This is a genomic window from Streptococcus sp. SO2 (assembly GCF_030440025.1).
The window spans coordinates 156,811-177,048 of the sequence record NZ_JAQFJH010000001.1; the positions used below are offsets into that span (position 1 = coordinate 156,811).

The 20,238-nt window shown below is 41.9% G+C and carries 20 protein-coding genes; all 20 read right to left on the reverse strand.

Going from position 1 to position 20,238, the window contains the following annotated elements:
* Window positions 1-231 precede the first annotated feature (231 nt).
* The 20 genes from PCY17_RS00750 to PCY17_RS00845 all read right to left on the reverse strand — a co-directional run bounded on the left by PCY17_RS00750 (window position 232) and on the right by PCY17_RS00845 (window position 20,137).
* Window positions 232-888, reverse strand: coding sequence for an MmcQ/YjbR family DNA-binding protein (locus PCY17_RS00750; protein ID WP_084944562.1), 657 nt, complete (start codon window positions 886-888; stop codon window positions 232-234).
* Between the two features lie 43 nt (window positions 889-931).
* Window positions 932-1,564: a copper homeostasis protein CutC gene (locus tag PCY17_RS00755; RefSeq protein ID WP_000638807.1), complete on the reverse strand. Its 633-nt coding sequence runs from the start codon at window positions 1,562-1,564 to the stop codon at window positions 932-934.
* A 93-nt stretch (window positions 1,565-1,657) separates the two neighbouring features.
* Complete coding sequence (locus tag PCY17_RS00760; RefSeq protein WP_001220359.1) at window positions 1,658-2,017, reverse strand: YbaN family protein; 360 nt, start codon at window positions 2,015-2,017, stop codon at window positions 1,658-1,660.
* 106 nt (window positions 2,018-2,123) lie between these two features.
* A complete protein-coding gene (gene topA / locus PCY17_RS00765) occupies window positions 2,124-4,211 on the reverse strand; it encodes a type I DNA topoisomerase (RefSeq protein ID WP_084944563.1) in 2,088 nt (695 codons plus the stop codon).
* A gap of 117 nt (window positions 4,212-4,328) precedes the next feature.
* A complete protein-coding gene (gene dprA / locus PCY17_RS00770) occupies window positions 4,329-5,177 on the reverse strand; it encodes a DNA-processing protein DprA (RefSeq protein ID WP_061586937.1) in 849 nt (282 codons plus the stop codon).
* An 81-nt stretch (window positions 5,178-5,258) separates the two neighbouring features.
* On the reverse strand, window positions 5,259-5,882 hold the full coding sequence (locus PCY17_RS00775) for a hypothetical protein (RefSeq protein WP_227945789.1): 624 nt from the start codon (window positions 5,880-5,882) through the stop codon (window positions 5,259-5,261).
* 140 nt (window positions 5,883-6,022) lie between these two features.
* Complete coding sequence (gene lepA, locus PCY17_RS00780; protein ID WP_001047193.1) at window positions 6,023-7,846, reverse strand: translation elongation factor 4; 1,824 nt, start codon at window positions 7,844-7,846, stop codon at window positions 6,023-6,025.
* Window positions 7,847-7,924: 78 nt separating this feature from the next.
* A complete protein-coding gene (locus PCY17_RS00785; RefSeq protein WP_000133347.1) occupies window positions 7,925-8,653 on the reverse strand; it encodes a metallophosphoesterase family protein in 729 nt (242 codons plus the stop codon).
* Entirely contained in the window at window positions 8,654-10,321 is a 1,668-nt protein-coding gene (gene recN / locus PCY17_RS00790; RefSeq protein ID WP_301390636.1) for a DNA repair protein RecN, read from the reverse strand.
* A 6-nt stretch (window positions 10,322-10,327) separates the two neighbouring features.
* Window positions 10,328-10,759 carry an arginine repressor gene (locus PCY17_RS00795; RefSeq protein WP_216728325.1) on the reverse strand — a complete coding sequence of 144 codons (432 nt, stop codon included), beginning with the start codon at window positions 10,757-10,759 and terminating at the stop codon, window positions 10,328-10,330.
* The gene (locus PCY17_RS00800; protein ID WP_301390637.1) at window positions 10,752-11,567 is read right to left on the reverse strand and encodes a TlyA family RNA methyltransferase; all 816 of its coding nucleotides are present in this window, start codon (window positions 11,565-11,567) and stop codon (window positions 10,752-10,754) included. Before PCY17_RS00800 ends, PCY17_RS00795 begins: the two co-directional genes overlap by 8 nt.
* Window positions 11,560-12,435: a polyprenyl synthetase family protein gene (locus PCY17_RS00805; protein ID WP_084944566.1), complete on the reverse strand. Its 876-nt coding sequence runs from the start codon at window positions 12,433-12,435 to the stop codon at window positions 11,560-11,562. The genes PCY17_RS00800 and PCY17_RS00805 overlap by 8 nt, the downstream gene beginning before the upstream one ends.
* A complete protein-coding gene (locus tag PCY17_RS00810; RefSeq protein ID WP_084944567.1) occupies window positions 12,432-12,644 on the reverse strand; it encodes an exodeoxyribonuclease VII small subunit in 213 nt (70 codons plus the stop codon). The genes PCY17_RS00805 and PCY17_RS00810 overlap by 4 nt, the downstream gene beginning before the upstream one ends.
* Window positions 12,622-13,962, reverse strand: a complete 1,341-nt coding sequence (gene xseA / locus PCY17_RS00815) for an exodeoxyribonuclease VII large subunit (RefSeq protein ID WP_084944568.1) — start codon at window positions 13,960-13,962, stop codon at window positions 12,622-12,624. The genes PCY17_RS00810 and xseA overlap by 23 nt, the downstream gene beginning before the upstream one ends.
* A 128-nt stretch (window positions 13,963-14,090) precedes the next feature.
* Window positions 14,091-14,729 (reverse strand): uridine kinase, encoded by a 639-nt coding sequence (udk, locus tag PCY17_RS00820; protein ID WP_009730252.1) that lies wholly within the window; start codon window positions 14,727-14,729, stop codon window positions 14,091-14,093.
* Window positions 14,730-14,840: 111 nt separating this feature from the next.
* Entirely contained in the window at window positions 14,841-15,719 is an 879-nt protein-coding gene (gene truB, locus PCY17_RS00825) for a tRNA pseudouridine(55) synthase TruB (protein WP_278276135.1), read from the reverse strand.
* A gap of 3 nt (window positions 15,720-15,722) precedes the next feature.
* Window positions 15,723-16,529, reverse strand: coding sequence for an alpha/beta fold hydrolase (locus tag PCY17_RS00830; protein WP_278276136.1), 807 nt, complete (start codon window positions 16,527-16,529; stop codon window positions 15,723-15,725).
* Window positions 16,530-16,540: 11 nt separating this feature from the next.
* Window positions 16,541-17,815, reverse strand: coding sequence for a DUF2130 domain-containing protein (locus PCY17_RS00835; RefSeq protein WP_247955055.1), 1,275 nt, complete (start codon window positions 17,813-17,815; stop codon window positions 16,541-16,543).
* Between the two features lie 94 nt (window positions 17,816-17,909).
* Entirely contained in the window at window positions 17,910-19,190 is a 1,281-nt protein-coding gene (locus tag PCY17_RS00840; protein ID WP_000196319.1) for an O-acetylhomoserine aminocarboxypropyltransferase/cysteine synthase family protein, read from the reverse strand.
* A 149-nt stretch (window positions 19,191-19,339) separates the two neighbouring features.
* The gene (locus PCY17_RS00845) at window positions 19,340-20,137 is read right to left on the reverse strand and encodes a formate/nitrite transporter family protein (RefSeq protein ID WP_000254787.1); all 798 of its coding nucleotides are present in this window, start codon (window positions 20,135-20,137) and stop codon (window positions 19,340-19,342) included.
* Window positions 20,138-20,238 lie beyond the last annotated feature (101 nt).

Consider the following 20,238-nt stretch of genomic DNA (forward strand, 5'->3'; position numbering starts at 1 on the left):
TAAGCCAAACAGGACTAATGCTTTTGCACTAGCCCGAGTACCTCAACAACAAAGCAAATTGATTAAACTTAGCTGTTTTCATGTTTGACTTTCTCCTTCGTTTGATATCTTGTTTAGTATTTTAGCATAGCTAAAAACACTTGTCAAGAAAAAATCCATTATTTTCTGAAAATTTCTTCAATAAAGAATATTTTGCTAATTGAAAGTATTTGAAAAATCAAGTAACTTTCTTTAATTTTTCACAGTCAAGTTCCAACTTCTTTCGATGAGTTCTATCACTTCTTCATCTTGCAAACTATCATCAAGCGCCAGACTAAGCCAGTAGCGTTTATTCATATGAAAAGCTGGATAAATACCCTTTTGTGAAAGCAAGTCAGCTACTTGGTCGTGTTTGATATTAACTGCTTCGACTAGCCCTTCTCTCCCCTTATCTAGCCTATCCCAAGGAATTCTCATTAAAACAGCATACCACTTTTGATTGCCTTCATGGCGCAATACAGCTGTATCAGGCGATTTTTCCCACAGATACTCCAACTGATTACCATACTTTTCCTGAACTTGAGCCATGATGCGCTTAGTCTGAGGACAGATAAAATCCTGCACATCAAAACAAGCCTTCCGAATCTGATAGAGAATCTCCAAACAAGCCTCACGGACACTTGCAACAAAACTCCCACGCATGCTTTCCATATGTACTTGAGGATAGAGGTCACCAGTCTCCTGATCAAAAACTTGAAAACTCACATTATCTGTAGTGATGGACACAATCATGACAAAGTCTCCATCCAAAATCTGGAAACTGTAGGACCAGACTCCCTCATTTTCTATAAAACCGAAGGCACGAACTTTTTCTTGATTAAACTGATAGGATTTAAAAATTTCAAACATAAGTGAAAACTGCTACCCAAAGCTAGCAGTTCCTTTCTATTTTTTAAAAGACAACCTTGGTACCGTGCAATTGAGTCACACCAAGTTGGTCGATAAAGGTTTGACGGTTGTCCAAGTCAATTCCTCCACCTGGTAAGATTTCAATTTTACCTTTTGCATGTTCCAAAATTCTGTGATAGTGAGCAAAACGTTTGTCTAGCGAGTCCTCAGAAACTCCAGCACGAGTTAAGATACGAGTGACTCCGGCTTGGCTGAGCCAGTCAATGGCTTCCAACTGGTCTTCATCACTTAATTCATCAAAGGCCATGTGAAAGACAATTTCCATTCCTTTAGATGCGGTAATCAGCTTCTCAAGATTAGGCTTATCCAACTTCTTATCAGCAGTTAATGCCCCAAATACAACCCCTTGACTTCCAGCCTGAGTAGTCAAACGAATGTCTTCTAGCATGATCGCTATTTCAAGATCAGTATAGACAAAGTCGCCACCACGGGGACGAATCATAGTCATGATGGTGGTGTCGTAGTTAGCTGCCAGTTCAACCGCTGCCTTGGTCACTCCATAGCTAGGTGTTGTTCCTCCCACTGCTAGATTGTCACAAAGTTCGATTCGACGAGCTCCAGCCTGCATGGCTTTTTCTAGCAAGGTCACATTTTCAGCACAAAATTCGTAAATCATTTGATTCTCCTTGATGTTTTCTTTAAATTTATTATATCATATTATTTTAAATATGCTTTCATTTTTATCAAGGCAAATAACTACTATTTTTATCTATTCTTTGTCAGGAATGACTTTAAAGAGATAATAGGTGATAAAGATAGTCAAGGCTCCCAGACCGATTTTGACTGGCAAAAGAGGAGCAAAATAAATAGAAATTCCCATCAAGATATAGATAGATACGATGATTTTTTTCTTTCGTTCTCGCGCTATTGACTTGGTTTCCCGAAAGTCAGCTACATAAGTCTGATAGAGCTTGGTGTGATAAAGCCAATCTTCAAATCTCTTTGAAGACTTGGAAAAGCAAGCAATTGATAGCAAAAGGAAGGGCGTCGTTGGCAAGAGGGGCAAGACAACCCCAACAAGAGCCAAGGCTAAAGAAATAAAACCAATACTTAGGTAAATAATACGCATGTCTTCTCCTAATTGAAATAATCTTCTACTAGTTTCCCACAAAGTGAGGAAATTTGTCAAGCTTCAAGTAAAAAGAGCCTGAAATTTATTTTCAGGACTCTTCGTGTTATTTAATTTTCTCTTCTTCGTAGTCGCCATTACTACACACAATCTGTTTGCCACCACCACGGACTTTCTTCTCCATAAGGAAGTGACTACATTTTGGACAATCACGTCCAATTGGTTTATCCCAGGAAGTAAATTCACATTCTGGGTAGCGATTGCAACCATAGAAGATACGATTGCGCTTGGTTTTGCGTTCGATGATTTGACCTTGATGGCAGCTTGGACACTCGACTCCAATCTCTTTGACAATTGCTTGTGTGTGACGGCAGTCTGGGAAATTACTACAAGCATAGAATTTACCAAAACGACCGAGCTTAATCACCATCGGACTGCCACAAACTTCACAGTCAAATCCAGCTGGCTCATCCTTGATCTGGATTTTTTCCATTTCGGATTCAGCCTTGGCTACCTCTTTAGAGAATGGTTTATAAAATTCATCAATGACACGTTGCCACTGCTCTTTTCCAACTTCGACATCATCCAATTTTCCTTCCATCTCAGCTGTGAAGGTCACATTTACGATATCTGGGAAATATTCAACAATGAGTTTATTAACAATTTCTCCCAACTCTGTTGGTTCAAAACGTTTTGCTGCCAGACGAACGTAGTAACGTTTTTGGATGGTTTCAATGGTCGGAGCGTAGGTTGACGGACGTCCAACCCCATTTTCCTCCAAGGTCTTGATAAGAGTCGCTTCCGAATAGCGAGCTGGCGGTTGAGTGAAATGTTGTTCTGGCTTGCTATTGACCTGCTTGACCACATCTCCAACAGCCATATCTGGCAACATTTTGTTCTTGTCAGAGTCATTGTAGATAGCAAGATAACCATCAAACCTAACTTGGCTTCCATTCGCTGCAAACTGAACCCCATTTTGAGAAAGCTTAACAGCCATGGTATCAAAGATAGCGCCTGTCATCTGGCTAGCCACAAAACGGTTCCAGATAAGGGTATAAAGTTTGAGCTGGTCTTTGTCCAAGTACTTAGCGATGCTTTCTGGTGTGTTAAAGACACTAGATGGACGAATGGCTTCGTGGGCATCCTGAGCACCTGAGGCATTCTTGACCTTGCTACCATGCTTGGAATACTTGCTACCAAAACGCTCGTTAATATAGCTTGCCGCTTCATTCTGAGCCACAGGACTGATACGAGTCGAGTCTGTACGCATATAGGTAATCAAACCTTGCACGCCCGATCCGATATTGATCCCTTCATAGAGCTGTTGAGCCACCATCATGGTCTTTCGAGTACGGAAATTGATTTTGTTAGCCGCATCCATCTGCATGGTTGAAGTCGTATAAGGTAGGGGCGCATTGCGTTTGCGTTCTTTCTTATCTACCTGGTCTACTGTGAAATCTTTACTAGTCAAATGGGACAAGACTTCTTTGACCTCTTCATTGGTGGTCAATTTCATCTTTTTGCCATTCATACCATAGAAAGAAGCCTGAAATTGCTTGGTTCCCTTCTTAAAGACACCATCAATTGTCCAGTATTCTTCTGGTTGGAAGGCATTGATTTCATTTTCACGGTCAATGATGAGCTTAAGGGCAACAGACTGCACGCGTCCTGCTGATAAGCCCTTCTTGACCTTTTTCCACAAAATAGGCGAAATCGAATACCCTACCAAGCGGTCTAAGACACGACGAGCTTGTTGGGCATCGACCAAGTCCATGTCAATCTTGCGAGGTTCTTTAAAGGCATTTTTTACTGCGTCCTTGGTGATTTCATTAAAGACTACACGGTTGGCATCATTCTCATCCAAGTTGAGAATGTGAGCTAAATGCCAGGAAATTGCTTCTCCTTCACGGTCCGGGTCACTCGCCAGAAAGACTTTATTGGCCTTTTTAGCTTCTTTTTTTAAGTCATTGATGAGAGGACCTTTTCCTCGGATATTGATATACTGTGGTTCATAGTTATTTTCAATGTCGACTGACATACTGGATTTCTTCAAATCACGGATATGCCCGACACTGGCTAAAACCTTGTAATTTCTGCCTAGGTATTTCTCAATCGTTTTCGCTTTAGCAGGCGACTCCACGATGACTAGATTTTTCTTAACTGTTGATTTTTTCTTCTTTGTTGCCGTAGCCACACTATCACACCTTTTCAAAGTAATAAACTTTATAAAGTGTAAACCATTTTTCTATAGCTGTCAAGACCTAAGTCCTATATATAGAAGAAAAGTTTATCTGAGTGAACAAATTTCTCCTTAAAATTCAAACTCAGCCAGCACATCTTGACCACTTGAAATCAGCTTTGCTCCCTCTTGAATCAGGTGGTGACAGCCATCTGAATGCCCATCTAAAATGTTTCCTGGAATGGCAAAGACATCACGCCCTTCCTCCATGGCACGCTCACAGGTGATGAGACTACCAGAACGCATCCTTGCCTCTGCTACAATCACACCACGGCAAAGGCCAGCAATGATACGATTACGAGCTGGAAAGTGAAATTTCAAGGGTTCCTCACCAGGTCCGTACTCGCTAAGTACCAAATGGTGATTACCAATGTGTTCCTGCAGACGTTTATTGGCTCGGGGATAAAAAACATCCAATCCTGTTCCAATGACAGCAATCGTTCTCCCTCCATTCTGGAGTGCAGCCATATGGGCAGCCGTATCAATCCCTTTGGCCAAACCACTGACCACGATTAACTCGTTTTCCAAACCTTGAATGACTTTCTGAACCGATTTTGCTCCCTGACTAGAACATGAACGACTCCCTACAACAGCAACCTTTGGAAATTTCAATAAGTCTAGATTTCCTTTATAAAACAAGAGCGCTGGAGCATCATAAATCTCACTCAGATCCCAAGGATAACAGTCATCAAGAATCGAGAAGGATGGAAATTTCTGAAACTCCTTCTCCAACTGTGCATCATCTATCTGGAAATAGCGTTCCATAAAGACAGCAGGATTACGACATCCAGATATTTCTGCAATATCACCTAGCAAGAGCTCCTGATCTACAGTCTCGTCGTATTCAAGAACAGTTAAAATTTGTTGATTGGTCAGCCCAGCTTTTCTCAATTTGTAAATCTCATAGTTTGTGATCTTCATATACAACTCCATTTCTTTTTCTACTCATCTATCTATTCGTAAAAAAAATAAAAAGAAGACCAAGGATCTTCTTTTTTTCATTTATTCAGATTTAGTAATTGACCAGCTACTTTCAACCATCGGTAAGATTGTTTTTAAAGTTTCCCCATCCCCTTCAAGTGAAACATAGCGAATTTTACCATCATTTGATCGGAAAACCCAGGTAACGAGGTATTTTCCTGACTTAGCAATTGCATTGACAACATAGGCTTCATAACCTCCAATGGTCGATTTGGAACCCCAGACCTTACTGAAATCAGAGCTTTGTTCTTTGGAAGTTAAAATACTAGATGAGACAGTCACAACATCCAGTTTAGCATATTCTTCTTGGCTGATATTAAACTGCTCAGCCTTAAAGGTATTCAGCGTAACAATGTTGATATCTGTTCCATCACAATACTGTATATCATTTCCACCTTCTACTTCATGGAATCGAACCCATGATTTGGGTACCTTGACAAATCCATATTCATTCGAACCGATGATTTGCGTCTCTTCCTTTTTCGCTTCAGAAACAGCAGAACTAGTGCTACTCGTTTCCTGACTGCTTGAAGAACTAACAACCGCAGTCGAACTTTCTTCGGTTGCTGTTTGCGATTTATTAGAGCATGAAGCTAAAAAAACACTAACAGTAACTACAGTACCTAAAATTAATAATTTTTTCATCCTACCACCTTTCCATCTGCATTATAAGAAAAATAAGGACTTCTGTCAAATTCTAACCTAATCGATTCTGTTAGCTTCCGATTTTATCACTCTCATTTAAAGCAAAAACTCTTGAAAAATCTTCAAGAGTTTTTTTATTTCTATTCTTCATCCATACTTAAGACGCTAAGGAAGGCTTCTTGTGGTACTTCTACTGATCCGATAGCTTTCATGCGTTTCTTACCAGCTTTTTGTTTTTCAAGGAGTTTGCGTTTACGAGAAACGTCACCACCGTAACACTTAGCAAGTACGTTCTTACGAAGGGCCTTGATATCAGTACGAGCCACGATTTTGTGCCCAATAGCTGCTTGAATCGGCACCTCAAATTGTTGACGAGGGATGATTTTCTTGAGCTTATCCACGATGAGTTTCCCACGTTCGTAGGCAAAATCCTTGTGAACGATAAAGCTAAGGGCGTCCACCTTGTCTCCATTGAGAAGGATATCCATTTTGACCAGTTTAGATGGGCGATACTCTGACAATTCGTAGTCAAAGCTTGCATAACCACGTGTCGAAGACTTGAGCTTATCAAAAAAGTCAAAGACGATTTCAGCAAGTGGAATTTGATAGATAACATTGACACGATTATCATCAATATAGTCCATGGTCACAAAATCCCCACGCTTGCGCTGAGCCAGTTCCATCACTGCTCCGACAAACTCCTGCGGTACCATGATTTGCGCCTTGACATACGGTTCTTCAATAGTCGCAATCTTGGTTGGATCTGGAAATTCAGAGGGGTTAGACACATCCATAGATTCACCGTCAGTTTGGTTAACCTTGTAAATAACAGACGGAGCTGTCATGATGAGGTCAATATTGAACTCACGTTCTAAACGCTCTTGAATAACATCCATATGGAGAAGTCCAAGGAATCCACAACGGAAACCAAATCCAAGCGCCTGAGATGTTTCTGGTTCAAACTGCAAGCTAGCATCGTTGAGCTGCAATTTTTCAAGGGCTTCACGAAGGTCATTGTACTTGTTTGATTCGATTGGATAAAGACCCGCAAAGACCATAGGATTCATCTGCTTGTATCCATCTAGCGGTTCTGCTGCTGGATTGCTTGCTAGAGTAACTGTATCACCCACACGGGTATCTTGAACCGTTTTGATAGAAGCCGCAATATAACCAACGTCACCAGTCGCAAGAAAATCACGACCAACTGCTTTCGGCGTGAAAATACCGACCTCCGTCACATCAAAGGTCTTGCCATTGCTCATGAGCTGAATCTTATCGCCAGGTTTAACCACTCCGTCCATAACACGCACTTGGAGGATAACCCCACGATAGGCATCATAAACTGAGTCGAAAATCAAGGCTTTTAATGGAGCTGCAACATCACCCGTTGGTGCTGGCACTTTTTCAACGATCTGCTCAAGAATTTCTTCAATACCAATACCAGCTTTGGCTGAAGCTAAGACTGCTTCGCTGGCATCCAGTCCGATGACATCCTCAATCTCTGTACGAACACGCTCTGGATCAGCTGCTGGAAGGTCAATCTTGTTAATGACTGGCAGAATTTCCAAATCATTGTCCAAGGCTAGATAAACGTTAGCAAGAGTTTGAGCTTCAATCCCTTGAGCCGCATCAACCACCAAAATCGCTCCTTCACAGGCAGCTAGCGAACGCGACACTTCATAGGTAAAGTCCACGTGTCCTGGTGTATCAATCAAGTGGAAAATATAGGTTTCGCCATCTTTTGCAGTGTAATTGAGCTCAATGGCATTGAGTTTAATGGTAATCCCACGTTCACGCTCAAGATCCATACTATCTAGAAGTTGGGCTTGCATTTCACGACTAGAAACGGTCTCCGTCTTTTCCAAAATGCGGTCTGCTAGGGTTGATTTCCCATGGTCAATATGGGCGATAATAGAGAAGTTCCGAATCTTCTCCTGTCGTTTCTTCAATTCTTCTAAGTTCATGATGCTCTTCCTTTCAGGGTATCTATTAATTATAAATTGTTTTTAACATTTTGACAAGACCATACCCTGCTAGGAGTACTAATCTTCGGCAATAAAACCATCATTTTCGATAAAGTGGTGTTCGGTCATTCCTTGGTCTGTAAAGACGATTCCATGAAGGACACCACCATAAACAGCTCCTCCATCCATGCCAATCTTGCCATCTTCTGTCATCCAAAGCTCAGCAGTACCTCGGTCTTGCTTTAGCAAACCATAAACTGGTGTATGCCCAAAGACAATGATTTTCCCAGTATGATTTTCGGCTTCGTGGAATGGCTTTCTGAGCCAGACTTTCTTGTAATCAGTCGTTTCATGCCAATCATCCAAGGTCAAATCAATACCTGCGTGAACAAAGATATATTTGTCTGTCTCTACCACAAATGGCATTTGACGAATAAATTCGACCAAGTCTGCCGCTTCAGTCGCAACACGCTTGGCATCTTCTACGCCATCAACTGGTGCATCCAAGGGACGACCTAAAATTGAGTTAATGGTTGTATCACCACCATTGCGACGATAATGGTCATAGCTTTCTTCTGGGTCATCAAGCCAAGTCAGAAACATATACTCATGGTTACCTGATAAACAAATAGCTCCTTGATTGTCGACCAAGTCTTTGACCATCTCTAGAACACGGCGACTGTCTTCACCTCGGTCAATCAAATCCCCTAGAAAGAGCAACTGAGTTTGACCATCCCAGGTCTTGAGCAGATCTTCTAGCATACCTGCCTTTCCGTGAACATCTCCAATTACATAATAGTCTGTCATTTATTTCATCCTCGTTTGCAATAATTCTCTGGCTTGGGTAAGGGCAGCTTCGGTTACATTTTCCCCAGCCAACATCTTAGCTACTTCCTCTACTCGCTCTTCTAAAGTCAAAAGGCGAACCGTCGACACCGTTGAGTGCTCATCGCTAATCTTCTCAATAAAGAATTGATAATCCGCGATGGCAATCACTTGTGGAAGGTGAGAAATAGCAAGAACCTGACCATGCTGACCAATCTTATGAATCTTTTGAGCAATGGCTTGGGCCACACGACCTGAAACTCCCGTATCCACCTCATCAAAGACAATACTAGTCTTACCTTCTTTGCGAGAAAAGGCGGATTTAATAGCTAGCATGAGGCGGGATAATTCCCCACCAGATGCAACTTTGACCAAAGGCTTAAAGTCCTCACCTGGGTTGGTGGAAATGTAAAATTCGACTGCTTCATTTCCTTCACGGCTGAACTTACTCTTACTAAAGCGAACCTGAAATTGAGCCTTCTCCATATAGAGATCTTGCAGTTCTTGTTTAATCTCTGCCTCAAGCTGCTGGGCCAAATCATGGCGAGCAGATGCAAGCTGACCTGCCAAATCAACAAGATTAACTTCCAATTTCTTGAGTTCTGCTTCCATATCTTCGGAAGAAAGATTATTTCCAGTCAAGAGATTGTACTCTTCCGTAATCTTGGCAAAATAAAGCAAAACATCGTCCACAGTTCCACCGTACTTGCGTGTAATAGTATTTATAAGGTCTAAGCGATTTTCAACCTGCATGAGACGATTGCCATCAAAATCCAAGTCCTCAATAATATCTTCCAAACGCTTTGTAATATCTTCTAAAACATAGTAGGTCTCAGACAGAGAACTTGAAATTTCACGGTATTCAGGGTCGTATTCTTCAACACTTTCCATGTCATTCATGGCTGAACGGACATTAGCAAGACTGGAGAATTCCTCATTGTCCAGCATACTGTAGGCATTGGTTAGCGTATCCGCAATATTTTTATGATTGAGGAGTTTATCTCGTTCTTGGTTGAGAGCTAAGTCTTCACCAGCCTGTAAGTTCGCTGCCTCAATCTCTGCCATTTGAAATTCCAACATCTCAATACGAGCCTTATGTTCCTGCTGGTTTTTCTTGACTTCCAAAACCTGCTTGCGCATTTTGCGATAGGCATCAAAGCTCGTCTGATAGGTCTCCTTCAAGTCCAAGAAAGCAGCATCACCAAACTCATCCAACATCTGGATGTGCAGTTGAGGACGCATTAACTCCTCTTGGTCATGCTGACCATGGATATCCACAAGGTGTTGCCCAATGGCACGCAAGACAGACAGATTGACCATCTGACCATTCACGCGACTAACACTACGACCATTTTGCAAAATTTCCCGCCGGATGATAATTTCATCACCCATTTCCAAACCTTGCTCATCAAAAAGTTCCTGTAAAACACGACTGTTTTCAACCGAAAAAAGTCCTTCAATCTCCGCCTTTGGCGCACCATGACGAATAACGTCTATCGTTGCACGAGCCCCCAACATGAGATTCATAGCGTCGATAATGATAGACTTTCCGGCACCCGTTTCCCCAGTCAAAACAGTCATACCCTTTTCAAAATTGAGCGAAATCGCCTCAATAATGGCAAAGTTTTTTATTGAAATTTCAAGTAACATACTGACCTACCATTTTTTGACTTGTTCAACAATTTCTTCAGCTGCCTCTGCTGTTCTAGCTACAATTAAGATAGAATCATCATCAGCTAGACAGCTAAAAATCTGTTCAGGAAATGCTTCGACCAACTGACTCTTCACAAAAATAGTATTTCCAGGAATGACAGAAAGGTTGATCATATTTCCCATTAACTCAGAACTCACAATATTGTTCTCAGCCAACTGCAAACTTTTGACGATTGATTTTGGCAACTCATAGATATAGGTGTTGTTCTTCAAAGGAATTTTAACAATTCCAAGTTCTTTGATGTCCCTTGAGACAGTAGCTTGAGTAGCAGAAATACCTGCTTCCCTCAAGTACTCAACAATTTCTTCCTGAGTCCCGATCTGATAATCCGTAACAAATCTTCTAATTTTTTCAAGTCTCTCTTTTTTATTCATCTTTAAATTCTCTATGTGCTCTCTCTACAACTTTTTCTATTTCGGGAACAACTTGATTGCTTGCTCCCTCTTCCTTTTTCAAATATGCCAGAAATTCGATGTTTCCATGTCCACCTTGGATTGGTGAATAGTCTAATCCAAGCACTGAAAAACCTTGTTCAACTGCCATAGCAGTGACAGATTCAAGGACAGTTTGATGAACCTTAGCATCTCGAATGATTCCATTTTTCCCAATCTGCTCACGACCTGCTTCAAACTGGGGTTTGACAAGTGCCACCACCTGACCTTGATCAGCCAAGACACGATGCAAAGCAGGCAAAATCAGACTGAGGGAAATGAAACTCACATCAATACTGGCAAAGCTTGGTTCCTGCTCAAAATCAGTCTTTTCAGCATAGCGGAAATTAAACTGCTCCATGCTAACAACCCGAGAATCTTGGCGCAGTTTCCATGCTAACTGATTGGTACCGACATCGACTGCAAAGACTAACTCAGCACCATTTTGCAACATGACATCAGTAAATCCTCCAGTGGAAGCCCCAATATCAATCGTGGTTGCTCCCTCGACTGACAAATCAAAGACCTCCAAGGCCTTCTCTAGTTTTAGACCACCTCGACTGACATACTTGAGTTTTTCACCCTTGAGTTTTAGTTCAGTATCATCTGGGATTTTTTCTCCTGGTTTATCAAAGCGTTCTCCATTAAGGACTGCTACGACTAGTCCAGCCATGACACCGCGCTTGGCCTGTTCTCGCGTTTCAAACAAGCCCTGTTTATAAGCTAGTACATCCACTCTTTCCTTAGCCATTGATTCTCAAACCTTCTACTATTTTCACAATCGGTGCTGTTTCAAAGGGAACCTGCTGGGCAATTTCTTCTAATTTAGCCTCGGCTTGATTCAGAGTTTGGTTACAAAAGGCAATGGCCTTTTCCAAGCCCAACAAGGCTGGATAGGTCGACTTTTCTGCCTGTAAATCCTTTTGCGGTGTCTTGCCGATTTCCTCAAAACTAGCTGTCACATCCAGTACATCATCTCGAACTTGAAAGGCAAGCCCAATCAATTCACCCACAGTTTTCAGTTTTACTTGGATTTCTGGTTCTAATTCAGCTATGATAGCGGCGGCTTGGAAAGGATAGGCTAGTAATTTTCCAGTTTTATTGGCATGAATGGTCTGGAGTTCTTCCAAAGACAAATGCTGGTGTTCGCCTTCCATATCTAAAACCTGACCTGCCACCATGCCTAGACTACCTGAAGCAAGGGATAAGTTGGCAATCAAATTCACCTTAATCCGACTTGGCAAATCTGCCTGCGCGATCAAGGCATAGGGATCTAGGAACAAGGCATCTCCTGCCAATATTGCCATTGCTTCGCCAAATTTCTTGTGATTGGTCAAGCGTCCCCGACGGTAATCATCATCATCCATGGCAGGAAGATCATCGTGAATCAAGCTCCCTGTATGAATCATTTCCAAGGCCGCAGCTACCTGTGCATGCGCTGGTCTAATAGCGACTTGCAAGGCTTCCAGAACTTCTAACAAGAGAAAAGGCCGAATTCTCTTGCCACCAGCATGAATGGAATAAAGAACGGACTCTCGCAAACTAGAGGCAAACTGCTGGTCTCCATAAAAATTTTCCAAAGCCGACTCAACAAGAGCTAATTTTTCTTGCTTCTTCATTCAAAATCACTTTCTGTTCCGTCTTCTTGCATGACCTTGACCAAGGTCTTTTCAGCCTTGTCCAGCGTCGCTTGGAGCTCTTTTGACAAAACCATGCCCTTTTGAAAGGCCGCAATCGCATCTTCTAGAGCGATTTCGCCATTTTCTAAACTTTGGACAATGGACTCAAGTTCTGCTAGATTATCCTCAAATTTCTTTTGTTTTGACATCTTTAACCTCTAATTCTACTTGACCATCTCGCATTAAAAGCGTCACTTGGTCATTTTTCTTCAAACTCTCAACCGAATCCACAACGGACTCTTCTTTTTTGACAATAGCATAGCCACGCGCCACAATTCGGCTCGTATCCAGCATCAGAAGAGCTTCCGAGAGTCGCTTGACCTCAGCAACCTTGGCATCATAAACCAGAGCTATTTGGCTACGGAGGAGCTTGTCCAACTGAGCAAGCCGATCCTGATAGCGTTGGATTTTGGGAACAGGTGATAATTGCACCAATTGGTGTGTCCTTGCTTGGACTAAATGTTTGCTATCAGAAATCCGTGTTCGCAAACTTTGTTTTAATCGCAGTTGCAGTTGATCCAACCGTTGCAAATATCCATCGTACAAGCGCTCTGGCTGTCTAAAGATGACTGACTGACTGCATTTTTTCAAAGCTTCTTGTTTCTTAGATAGGACATTTCGGACTGCTGTTGCCATCCGTTTTTCCTGATTTTGCAAATGGGTCAAAAGATCCAACTTGGTCACAGGCGTTGCCAATTCAGCCGCAGCTGTTGGCGTCGCAGCACGACGATCGGCCACAAAGTCTGCCAAGGTCACATCCGTCTCATGCCCAACACTAGAAATAACTGGCAAACGAGATTCAAAAATAGCCCGTACCACGATCTCTTCGTTAAAAGCCCAGAGATCCTCGATGGAACCCCCACCACGACCAATGATGAGGACATCTAGGTCCTCACGTTGATTGGCACGCGCAATATTCCGAGCTATTTCCTCAGCAGCTCCATCTCCTTGCACCTTGGTTGGATAGAGAAGGATATCGACACCAGGAAAACGTCTACTGACGGTTGTGATAATATCTCGAATAACAGCTCCACTGCGACTGGTTACCACACCGATTCGCTTAGCAAACTGGGGAAGAGGTTGCTTGAATCTCTCTTGAAATAGACCTTCTTCCGTCAATTTTTTCTTAAGTTGTTCAAACTGAATCGCTAGCGCCCCAACCCCATCAGGTTCAGCTTTTTCAATGATGATAGAGTAGCTACCGCTTGGTTCATAGACCTGCACACGCCCAATTACATTGATCTTCATTCCTTCTTCCAGGTCGAAACCTAATTTTTGATAAATCCCTGACCAGATGGTTGCTTGAATAACTGCATGGTCATCTTTCAAGGAGAAATATTGGTGAGTAGGTCGTTTACGAAAGTTGGAAACTTGACCAGTTAAATAGACCCGTTCCAAGTAAGGGTCTTTATCGAATTTCATTTTCAGATACTTGGTCAAAGTTGTTACCGATAAATACTTTTCCATCTCCACCTACTATTCATTTTCTTGCTTTTCCATGGGTATTATTATACCAAAAACATGCTTAAAAATCACCTTTTTCCTACTGAAACTAAAGGAAAAATAGAAAAAGGAGGCAAGGCCTCCTCATCTAATTATTTACTGTTTCGTGCTTCTTCCAAAATCTTTGCAATTTTTGTCGTCAAAAGGTCTATAGCAACGGTATTGCTGACTCCCTCAGGAATGACGATATCGGCATAACGCTTGGTCGGCTCGATAAACTGGTGGTACATGGGTTTGACCACGCCCAAATACTGCTCAATAACGCTGTCTAGACTACGGCCACGCTCCTCCATATCACGCTTGATACGACGAATAATACGCACATCATCATCTGTATCCACAAAAATCTTGATATCCATCAAATCGCGCAGACGCTTGTCCTCCAAGACCAGAATCCCCTCAACGATAAAGACATCCTGAGGCTCCTGACGATAGGTCTTGCTACTCCGCGTATGCTCTGTATAGTCATAAGTTGGAATGTCCACCGGACGTCCTGCCAACAATTCCTTAATCTGCTCGATCATCAAGTCTGTATCAAAGGCAAATGGATGGTCGTAGTTGGTTTTGACACGCTCTTCAAAGGTCAAGTGAGACTGATCCTTGTAGTATGAATCGTGCTCAATCATGGAAATCTTTTCATCAGGAAAGTGCGATAAAATGGCCCTAGAAACACTGGTTTTACCACCACCAGAACCACCTGTCACTCCGATAATGATTGGTCTATTTTGCATGCTATCCTCCGTTTTTTTATCCGTGGTCTATTCTATCACATTTTTTGCAAAATTTATAGTCTGATTTGGATAGTCTAGGGGAAACAAATCCATCCCCACACTCCAGTTAGACTAGCCCAAAACCTTCCTTGGTTTGTAGAAATTGTCTCGTTTTTCTAGAATGGCTAGCAATGTATCTCCTTCAAAGGCAGCTAATTCCTTATCTGACTGATCAAGCTCAATAAAACGACCAAAGCGCACTTCTGTAGCTTGTTCTGGAGTTAGGGTAACTTTAACAAGATCCCCCGTTCCAATCTCTAGAGGATGGAGAAAGTCCAACTGACCAGTCTCCACTTTTGCAGCAATTTCGTCCAAGGTAAGAGCATCTTCTAGTTGTAAACCTGCAGCACTGGTTCGAGTCAGATGGGACATATGGGCCGCATAACCAAGCTTCTCTCCCAAGTCAACTGATAAGGTACGGATGTAAGTCCCTTTACTGCATTTTACACGAAAAGTAAAGCGTGCAAGATGACCCTCATAAGAAATCGGACTTGTCCGCTCAAATTGATAAATGGTTACCAGGCGTTCTGGACGCTCTACTTCCTGACCAGCACGCGCATACTCATAGAGCTTGCGACCATTGACCTTAACAGCCGAATACATAGGCGGAATCTGAGTAATAGACCCAGTCAGACTTGCAATCGATTCATCGACAAGCTTTTCATCCAAGGGCGACAAAACAAGGGTCTCTGCGACCACTTCCCCACTAGCATCCTCGGTCGTCGTTGAATAGCCCAGAGTAATCTCCCCCTCATAGACCTTGCCCTCATCCTGCATAAATTCGACCATGCGAGTCGCCTTGCCAACCGCAATCGGCAAAACACCCACCACATCCGGATCCAAGGTCCCACCATGACCAATCTTTTTGGTTCCCAAAATCTTACGCAGCTTAAAAACCGCATCATGCGAGGTCATCCCCGCTTCTTTTTTTAAGTTGATAATACCGTTCATTCATTAACTTTCTAAAAATACTAAAACTCTCTTTTGGAAATCCTTATTCTGCTCATAAAGTGCATGGCCGCACTCTGGCAAAATAGTGAGCTGGCTATTTTTAACATGCTGATGCAATTCAACCGAAGCTTCTATGCCTAGAACATCATCTTTTTCCGCTCCAATGATTAGCGTAGGACAGTTGATTTTTTCCAAAACAGTTAGGCTATCATGTTTCAAACAAGATACAGTCTGAATAGCAATACGTTGTTTATCTTTAATGCGACCAAAGATTCCCATTATTTGATAAAGGTATTTAAACCTTCCAAAGGATTTAGTTGTGTAAGAGTGACTAGCAATATCAAACATTAGTTCTTTATAAGTCCCTGTTTGACTAAGGTCAAGCCAGCGACTAATCCGCTCTCTACCAAGATCACCAAGTTTTGGAGTTGTAACAGCTAAAATCAATCTGTCAACTTTTTCTGGAAAATCTACAGCTAGCCATTGAGCAATCATACCGCCTTGGGAAATCCCCATAACAGCAGAACTTTTTAGTCCTAAGGCATCCATTGCATCCGCTACATCAGCAGCCATATTTCGTGTTGTATAATTTTCTGGCAACTTATTGATGCGACTAAAAACATAAACTTTATAAACCTTGGCAAATTCTCGGTAAGTTAAAGCTAACATCTGAGCCATGCCTTTAACCGTCTGTAATCCATCCCCCAACCCTGGTATGATAACGAGAGACTTCTTTCCTTTACCAAAGGTTACATAATCCATGCTTTTCTGATCCAGCTGAAGAACCTTATTTTTCGAAAAGTAAAACATTATTTGCTTTCTCACTCTCCCTTCAGCGCTTCGAACTTCGCTTTCATAGTTGGATTTTTTCGGGTCAATTTTTTAACCGAAACATCTTCCAACTTATTGTTTGCGAGGCGGAGTTGGTTTTCGGATGTGGTTAGGAACTTCTTGACCTCTTCCATGCGTTTGATGGCCTTGTCGATTTCATCAATAGCTTTGCCAAAGTTGGTCGAAGCAGAGTTGTAGTTCTTGGCAAAAGCTAGTTTAAAGGCATCCAAATCTTCCTCAAAATGCGTAATATCGATATTTTGCTCGCGAACCAAGGCCAACTCCTGCTTGTATTTTAGAGAATTAAGCGCTGCATTACGCAAGAGCCCAATCAACTGAATAAAGAATTGAGGACGAACCACATACATCTTTTCATACTCATGACTGACGTCCACAATCCCAGTGTTAAAGTAGTCATTATCTGCCTCAAGCATGGTCACTAAAACCGCATACTCGCAGTTCTTTTCCCGACGGTCCTTGTCCAATTCCTTGTAAAAATCTGCATTCTTATGCTTCTTCTCCGTCCCATCCGCTTCGTTTTTCATTTCAAACATGATGGAAATGAATTCTAGACCATTTTCATCAAAATCACGGAAGATAAAGTCCCCCTTAGATCCTCGCGCAGAAACCTTGTTATCCTTCTCAAAGTAGGCATTTGGAAAGGCAAAACTACGAACCTTGTTAAACTCACTCTCTGCATACTGTTCCAAACTTTCCCCGATAGCTTTTGTGGATTGTTGGGCTTTGAAATTCTTATAGAACTCGACCTGTTCACTAGCCGCCTTGAGCTGGGCTTCGTAATTTTGCTTGAGGGAAGCTAGAGATAACTCATTTTCCTTTTCTTGTAAAAGGAGCTGGTTTTTGACCTGATCGCGCTCTTTTTCAAGGTTAGAAAGGGTCTTTTGCAGTTGATTTTCATGTTCTAAACGCAAGGTAGCCAATTGGTTTTCCAAGTCCTGTACTTCCTTGTCCTTTGCCAATAAAGCCTGATGACTGGTTTGTTCAACCTCTTTCTTAGCCAGTTCTTTCTCTGTATCAAAGTTTTGGATTTGACTCTGTAATTGCACAATTTCTTGATCCTTCTGAGCCAGTTTAGACTGTTGCTCATTCATGGCCTTTTGCTCAGCCAAGGCCAGCTCCTGCTTCATTCGATCGTGCAGTTCCTTATCAAACTCAGCCGTTCTCACTTGGGATAAGAGTTCGGCATACTGACTCTCATTTACTGTAAAGACTTCCCCACAGTTGGGACATTTAATTTCGTTCATAACTTTCCTCTTTCTAGACTTCTGTAACCATTATATCATGCCTGAGGGAAAATCAAAAACAGTGAGTCGAAACCCACTGTTTATATCAGTTACTTTAAATTTTTTCCAAGGCCAAACGCAAATCTTCAATCAAATCCTCTACATTTTCAAGTCCGATAGACAAGCGGATTTGGTTTGGTGTGACACCTGCTGCTTCTAGGTCTTTTTCTGACAACTGACCGTGGGTGGTTGTCGCAGGATGGACAACAAGAGATTTGGCATCTGCCACGTTTGCAAGGTCAGAGAAGATTTCCAAATTATCAATCACCTTGCGAGCTTCTGCCTCTCCGCCTTTAACATGGAAGGTAAAGATTGAACCAACACCTTTTGGCAAATATTTCTCAGCCAAGGCATGATATGGACTGTCAGCTAGTTTTGGATAATTTACCTTCTCTACCTTAGGATGATTTACAAGGAAATCAACAATTTTCTCTGCATTTTGCACGTGACGTTCCACACGAAGAGAGAGAGTTTCAAGCCCTTGAAGCAAGAGAAAGGCATTAAATGGCGACAAGGCAGCACCTGTATCACGGAGCAATTGAACACGAACAGCGATAATAAAGGCTGCTGCACCCACATCACGAGTATAGCTCAAGTTATGGTAACTTGGGTCTTCCTCAACAAATTGAGGGAACTTCCCTGAAGCTGCCCAGTCAAAACGACCACTATCGACAATCACTCCTCCAATAGTCGTACCATGTCCACCAATAAACTTAGTTGCTGAGTGAATGGCAATATCTACACCGTGAGAGAAGACGTTAATCAAATATGGTGTGGCAAAAGTATTGTCCGAAACGAGAGGAATCTGGTGTTTATGAGCAATCTCAGCCAATTTTTCCAAGTCAGGAATGTTAATCAAGGGATTCCCCAAGGTTTCAATCAAGACAAGCTTGGTATTGTCATTGATAGCTGCTTCTACTTCTTCCAAATTATCCACATCCACAAAGGTAGTTGTGATCCCATAACGAGGAAGGGTTTCTTTCAAGAGGTTGAAGGTCCCACCGTAAATAGTTGACGCAGCCACCACATGGTCACCTGCGTGAGCAAGCGCCAAAATAGTGTAGGTTACAGCAGCCATACCTGATGCTGTCGCAAGCGCTCCAACACCACCTTCAAGAGCAGCAATTCTTTCCTCAAAGGCTGCTGTTGTAGGGTTTGTGATACGAGTATAAATGTTCCCTGGTTTTCTCAAGGCAAACAAATCGGCACCTTCTTGCGTGTCATCAAAAACGAAGGATGTTGTTTGATAAATCGGTACTGCACGAGACTTAGTTGCTGGATCAACTACTTGCCCAGCATGTAATTGTAGGGTTTCAAATTTAAAATCACGAGTCATATGACGACCTCCAAATAGCTTCATTAGGGATATTGTATCATCTTGAGCTAGTCTTTTCCAATACCGTTTTTCTATATTTTGATATAAGGAACAACTATGACTAGTCTTACACATCAAACAAAAAAGCACGATTAATTCGTGCCCGTTTTTTAATCTACATAAGTATCTTCGTTTTTGTTGAGGAAAGCGTATGGCAAGCCCATCAAGAGGCCTCCTCCGATAAAGTTTCCGACAAAGGTTACACCCCAGTGACGAAGAATATTAGGTATGTCAAAATTAGCAATTGAATCTGCTGCAACACTGAACTTAACAATCGCAAAAGAAGCAAAGTTCGCAGCAATGTGTTCGTTTGTTAAGAATACAAACATGTAAATTGCTGACAAAACAAGCCAAAGTTTGGCCCCACCGTCTTTCACCAAAACAAATGAAAGAATGGCGATGTTTACAAAGATATTGGCTAAAATACCTTCAAGTAAGACAAGCTCATTGGAACGGCCTAACTTCATCTCGACAACCCCTGAAATGAAGCTATCATGTGTCAGATTTGCATAGGCTGCTGAGTGGGCAAAGCCCCAACCTGCTATCAAAGCTCCGATAAGGTTGAACAAGGTACAGTAAAGTAAAATCTCAGCTGTTTTTCTCCATGAAATTTTTTTCAAGAAACTACCTGCTGTCAAAAACATCATATTTGAAGTTACCAGCTCAGCATTCAAGAAAACAATGTAGGCCAATCCCCAAGCAAAAACGAATGGGAAGAGGAAACGTCCACTACCTGGAGCGATCTTATTAATCAAGTCAGCCCCAACTGCACCGGCAGCCGTACTAAATGTTAAAAAGGCACCTGCAAACATGGAACGAATCGCATACTTAAACTTACTTTGGCTATAAAGACTTTCTTTCTTCTTGCAAGCAAATTCAATCTTTGAAATAAATTCTGAAGAGACCATAAAAAACTCCTAAACTTTTATTTGTGATAATTATAACATAATTCTTGTTTTCTAGAAAGCGTTTTCTGTAAAATTCTAAAATATTTATCTTAAAAATCTTT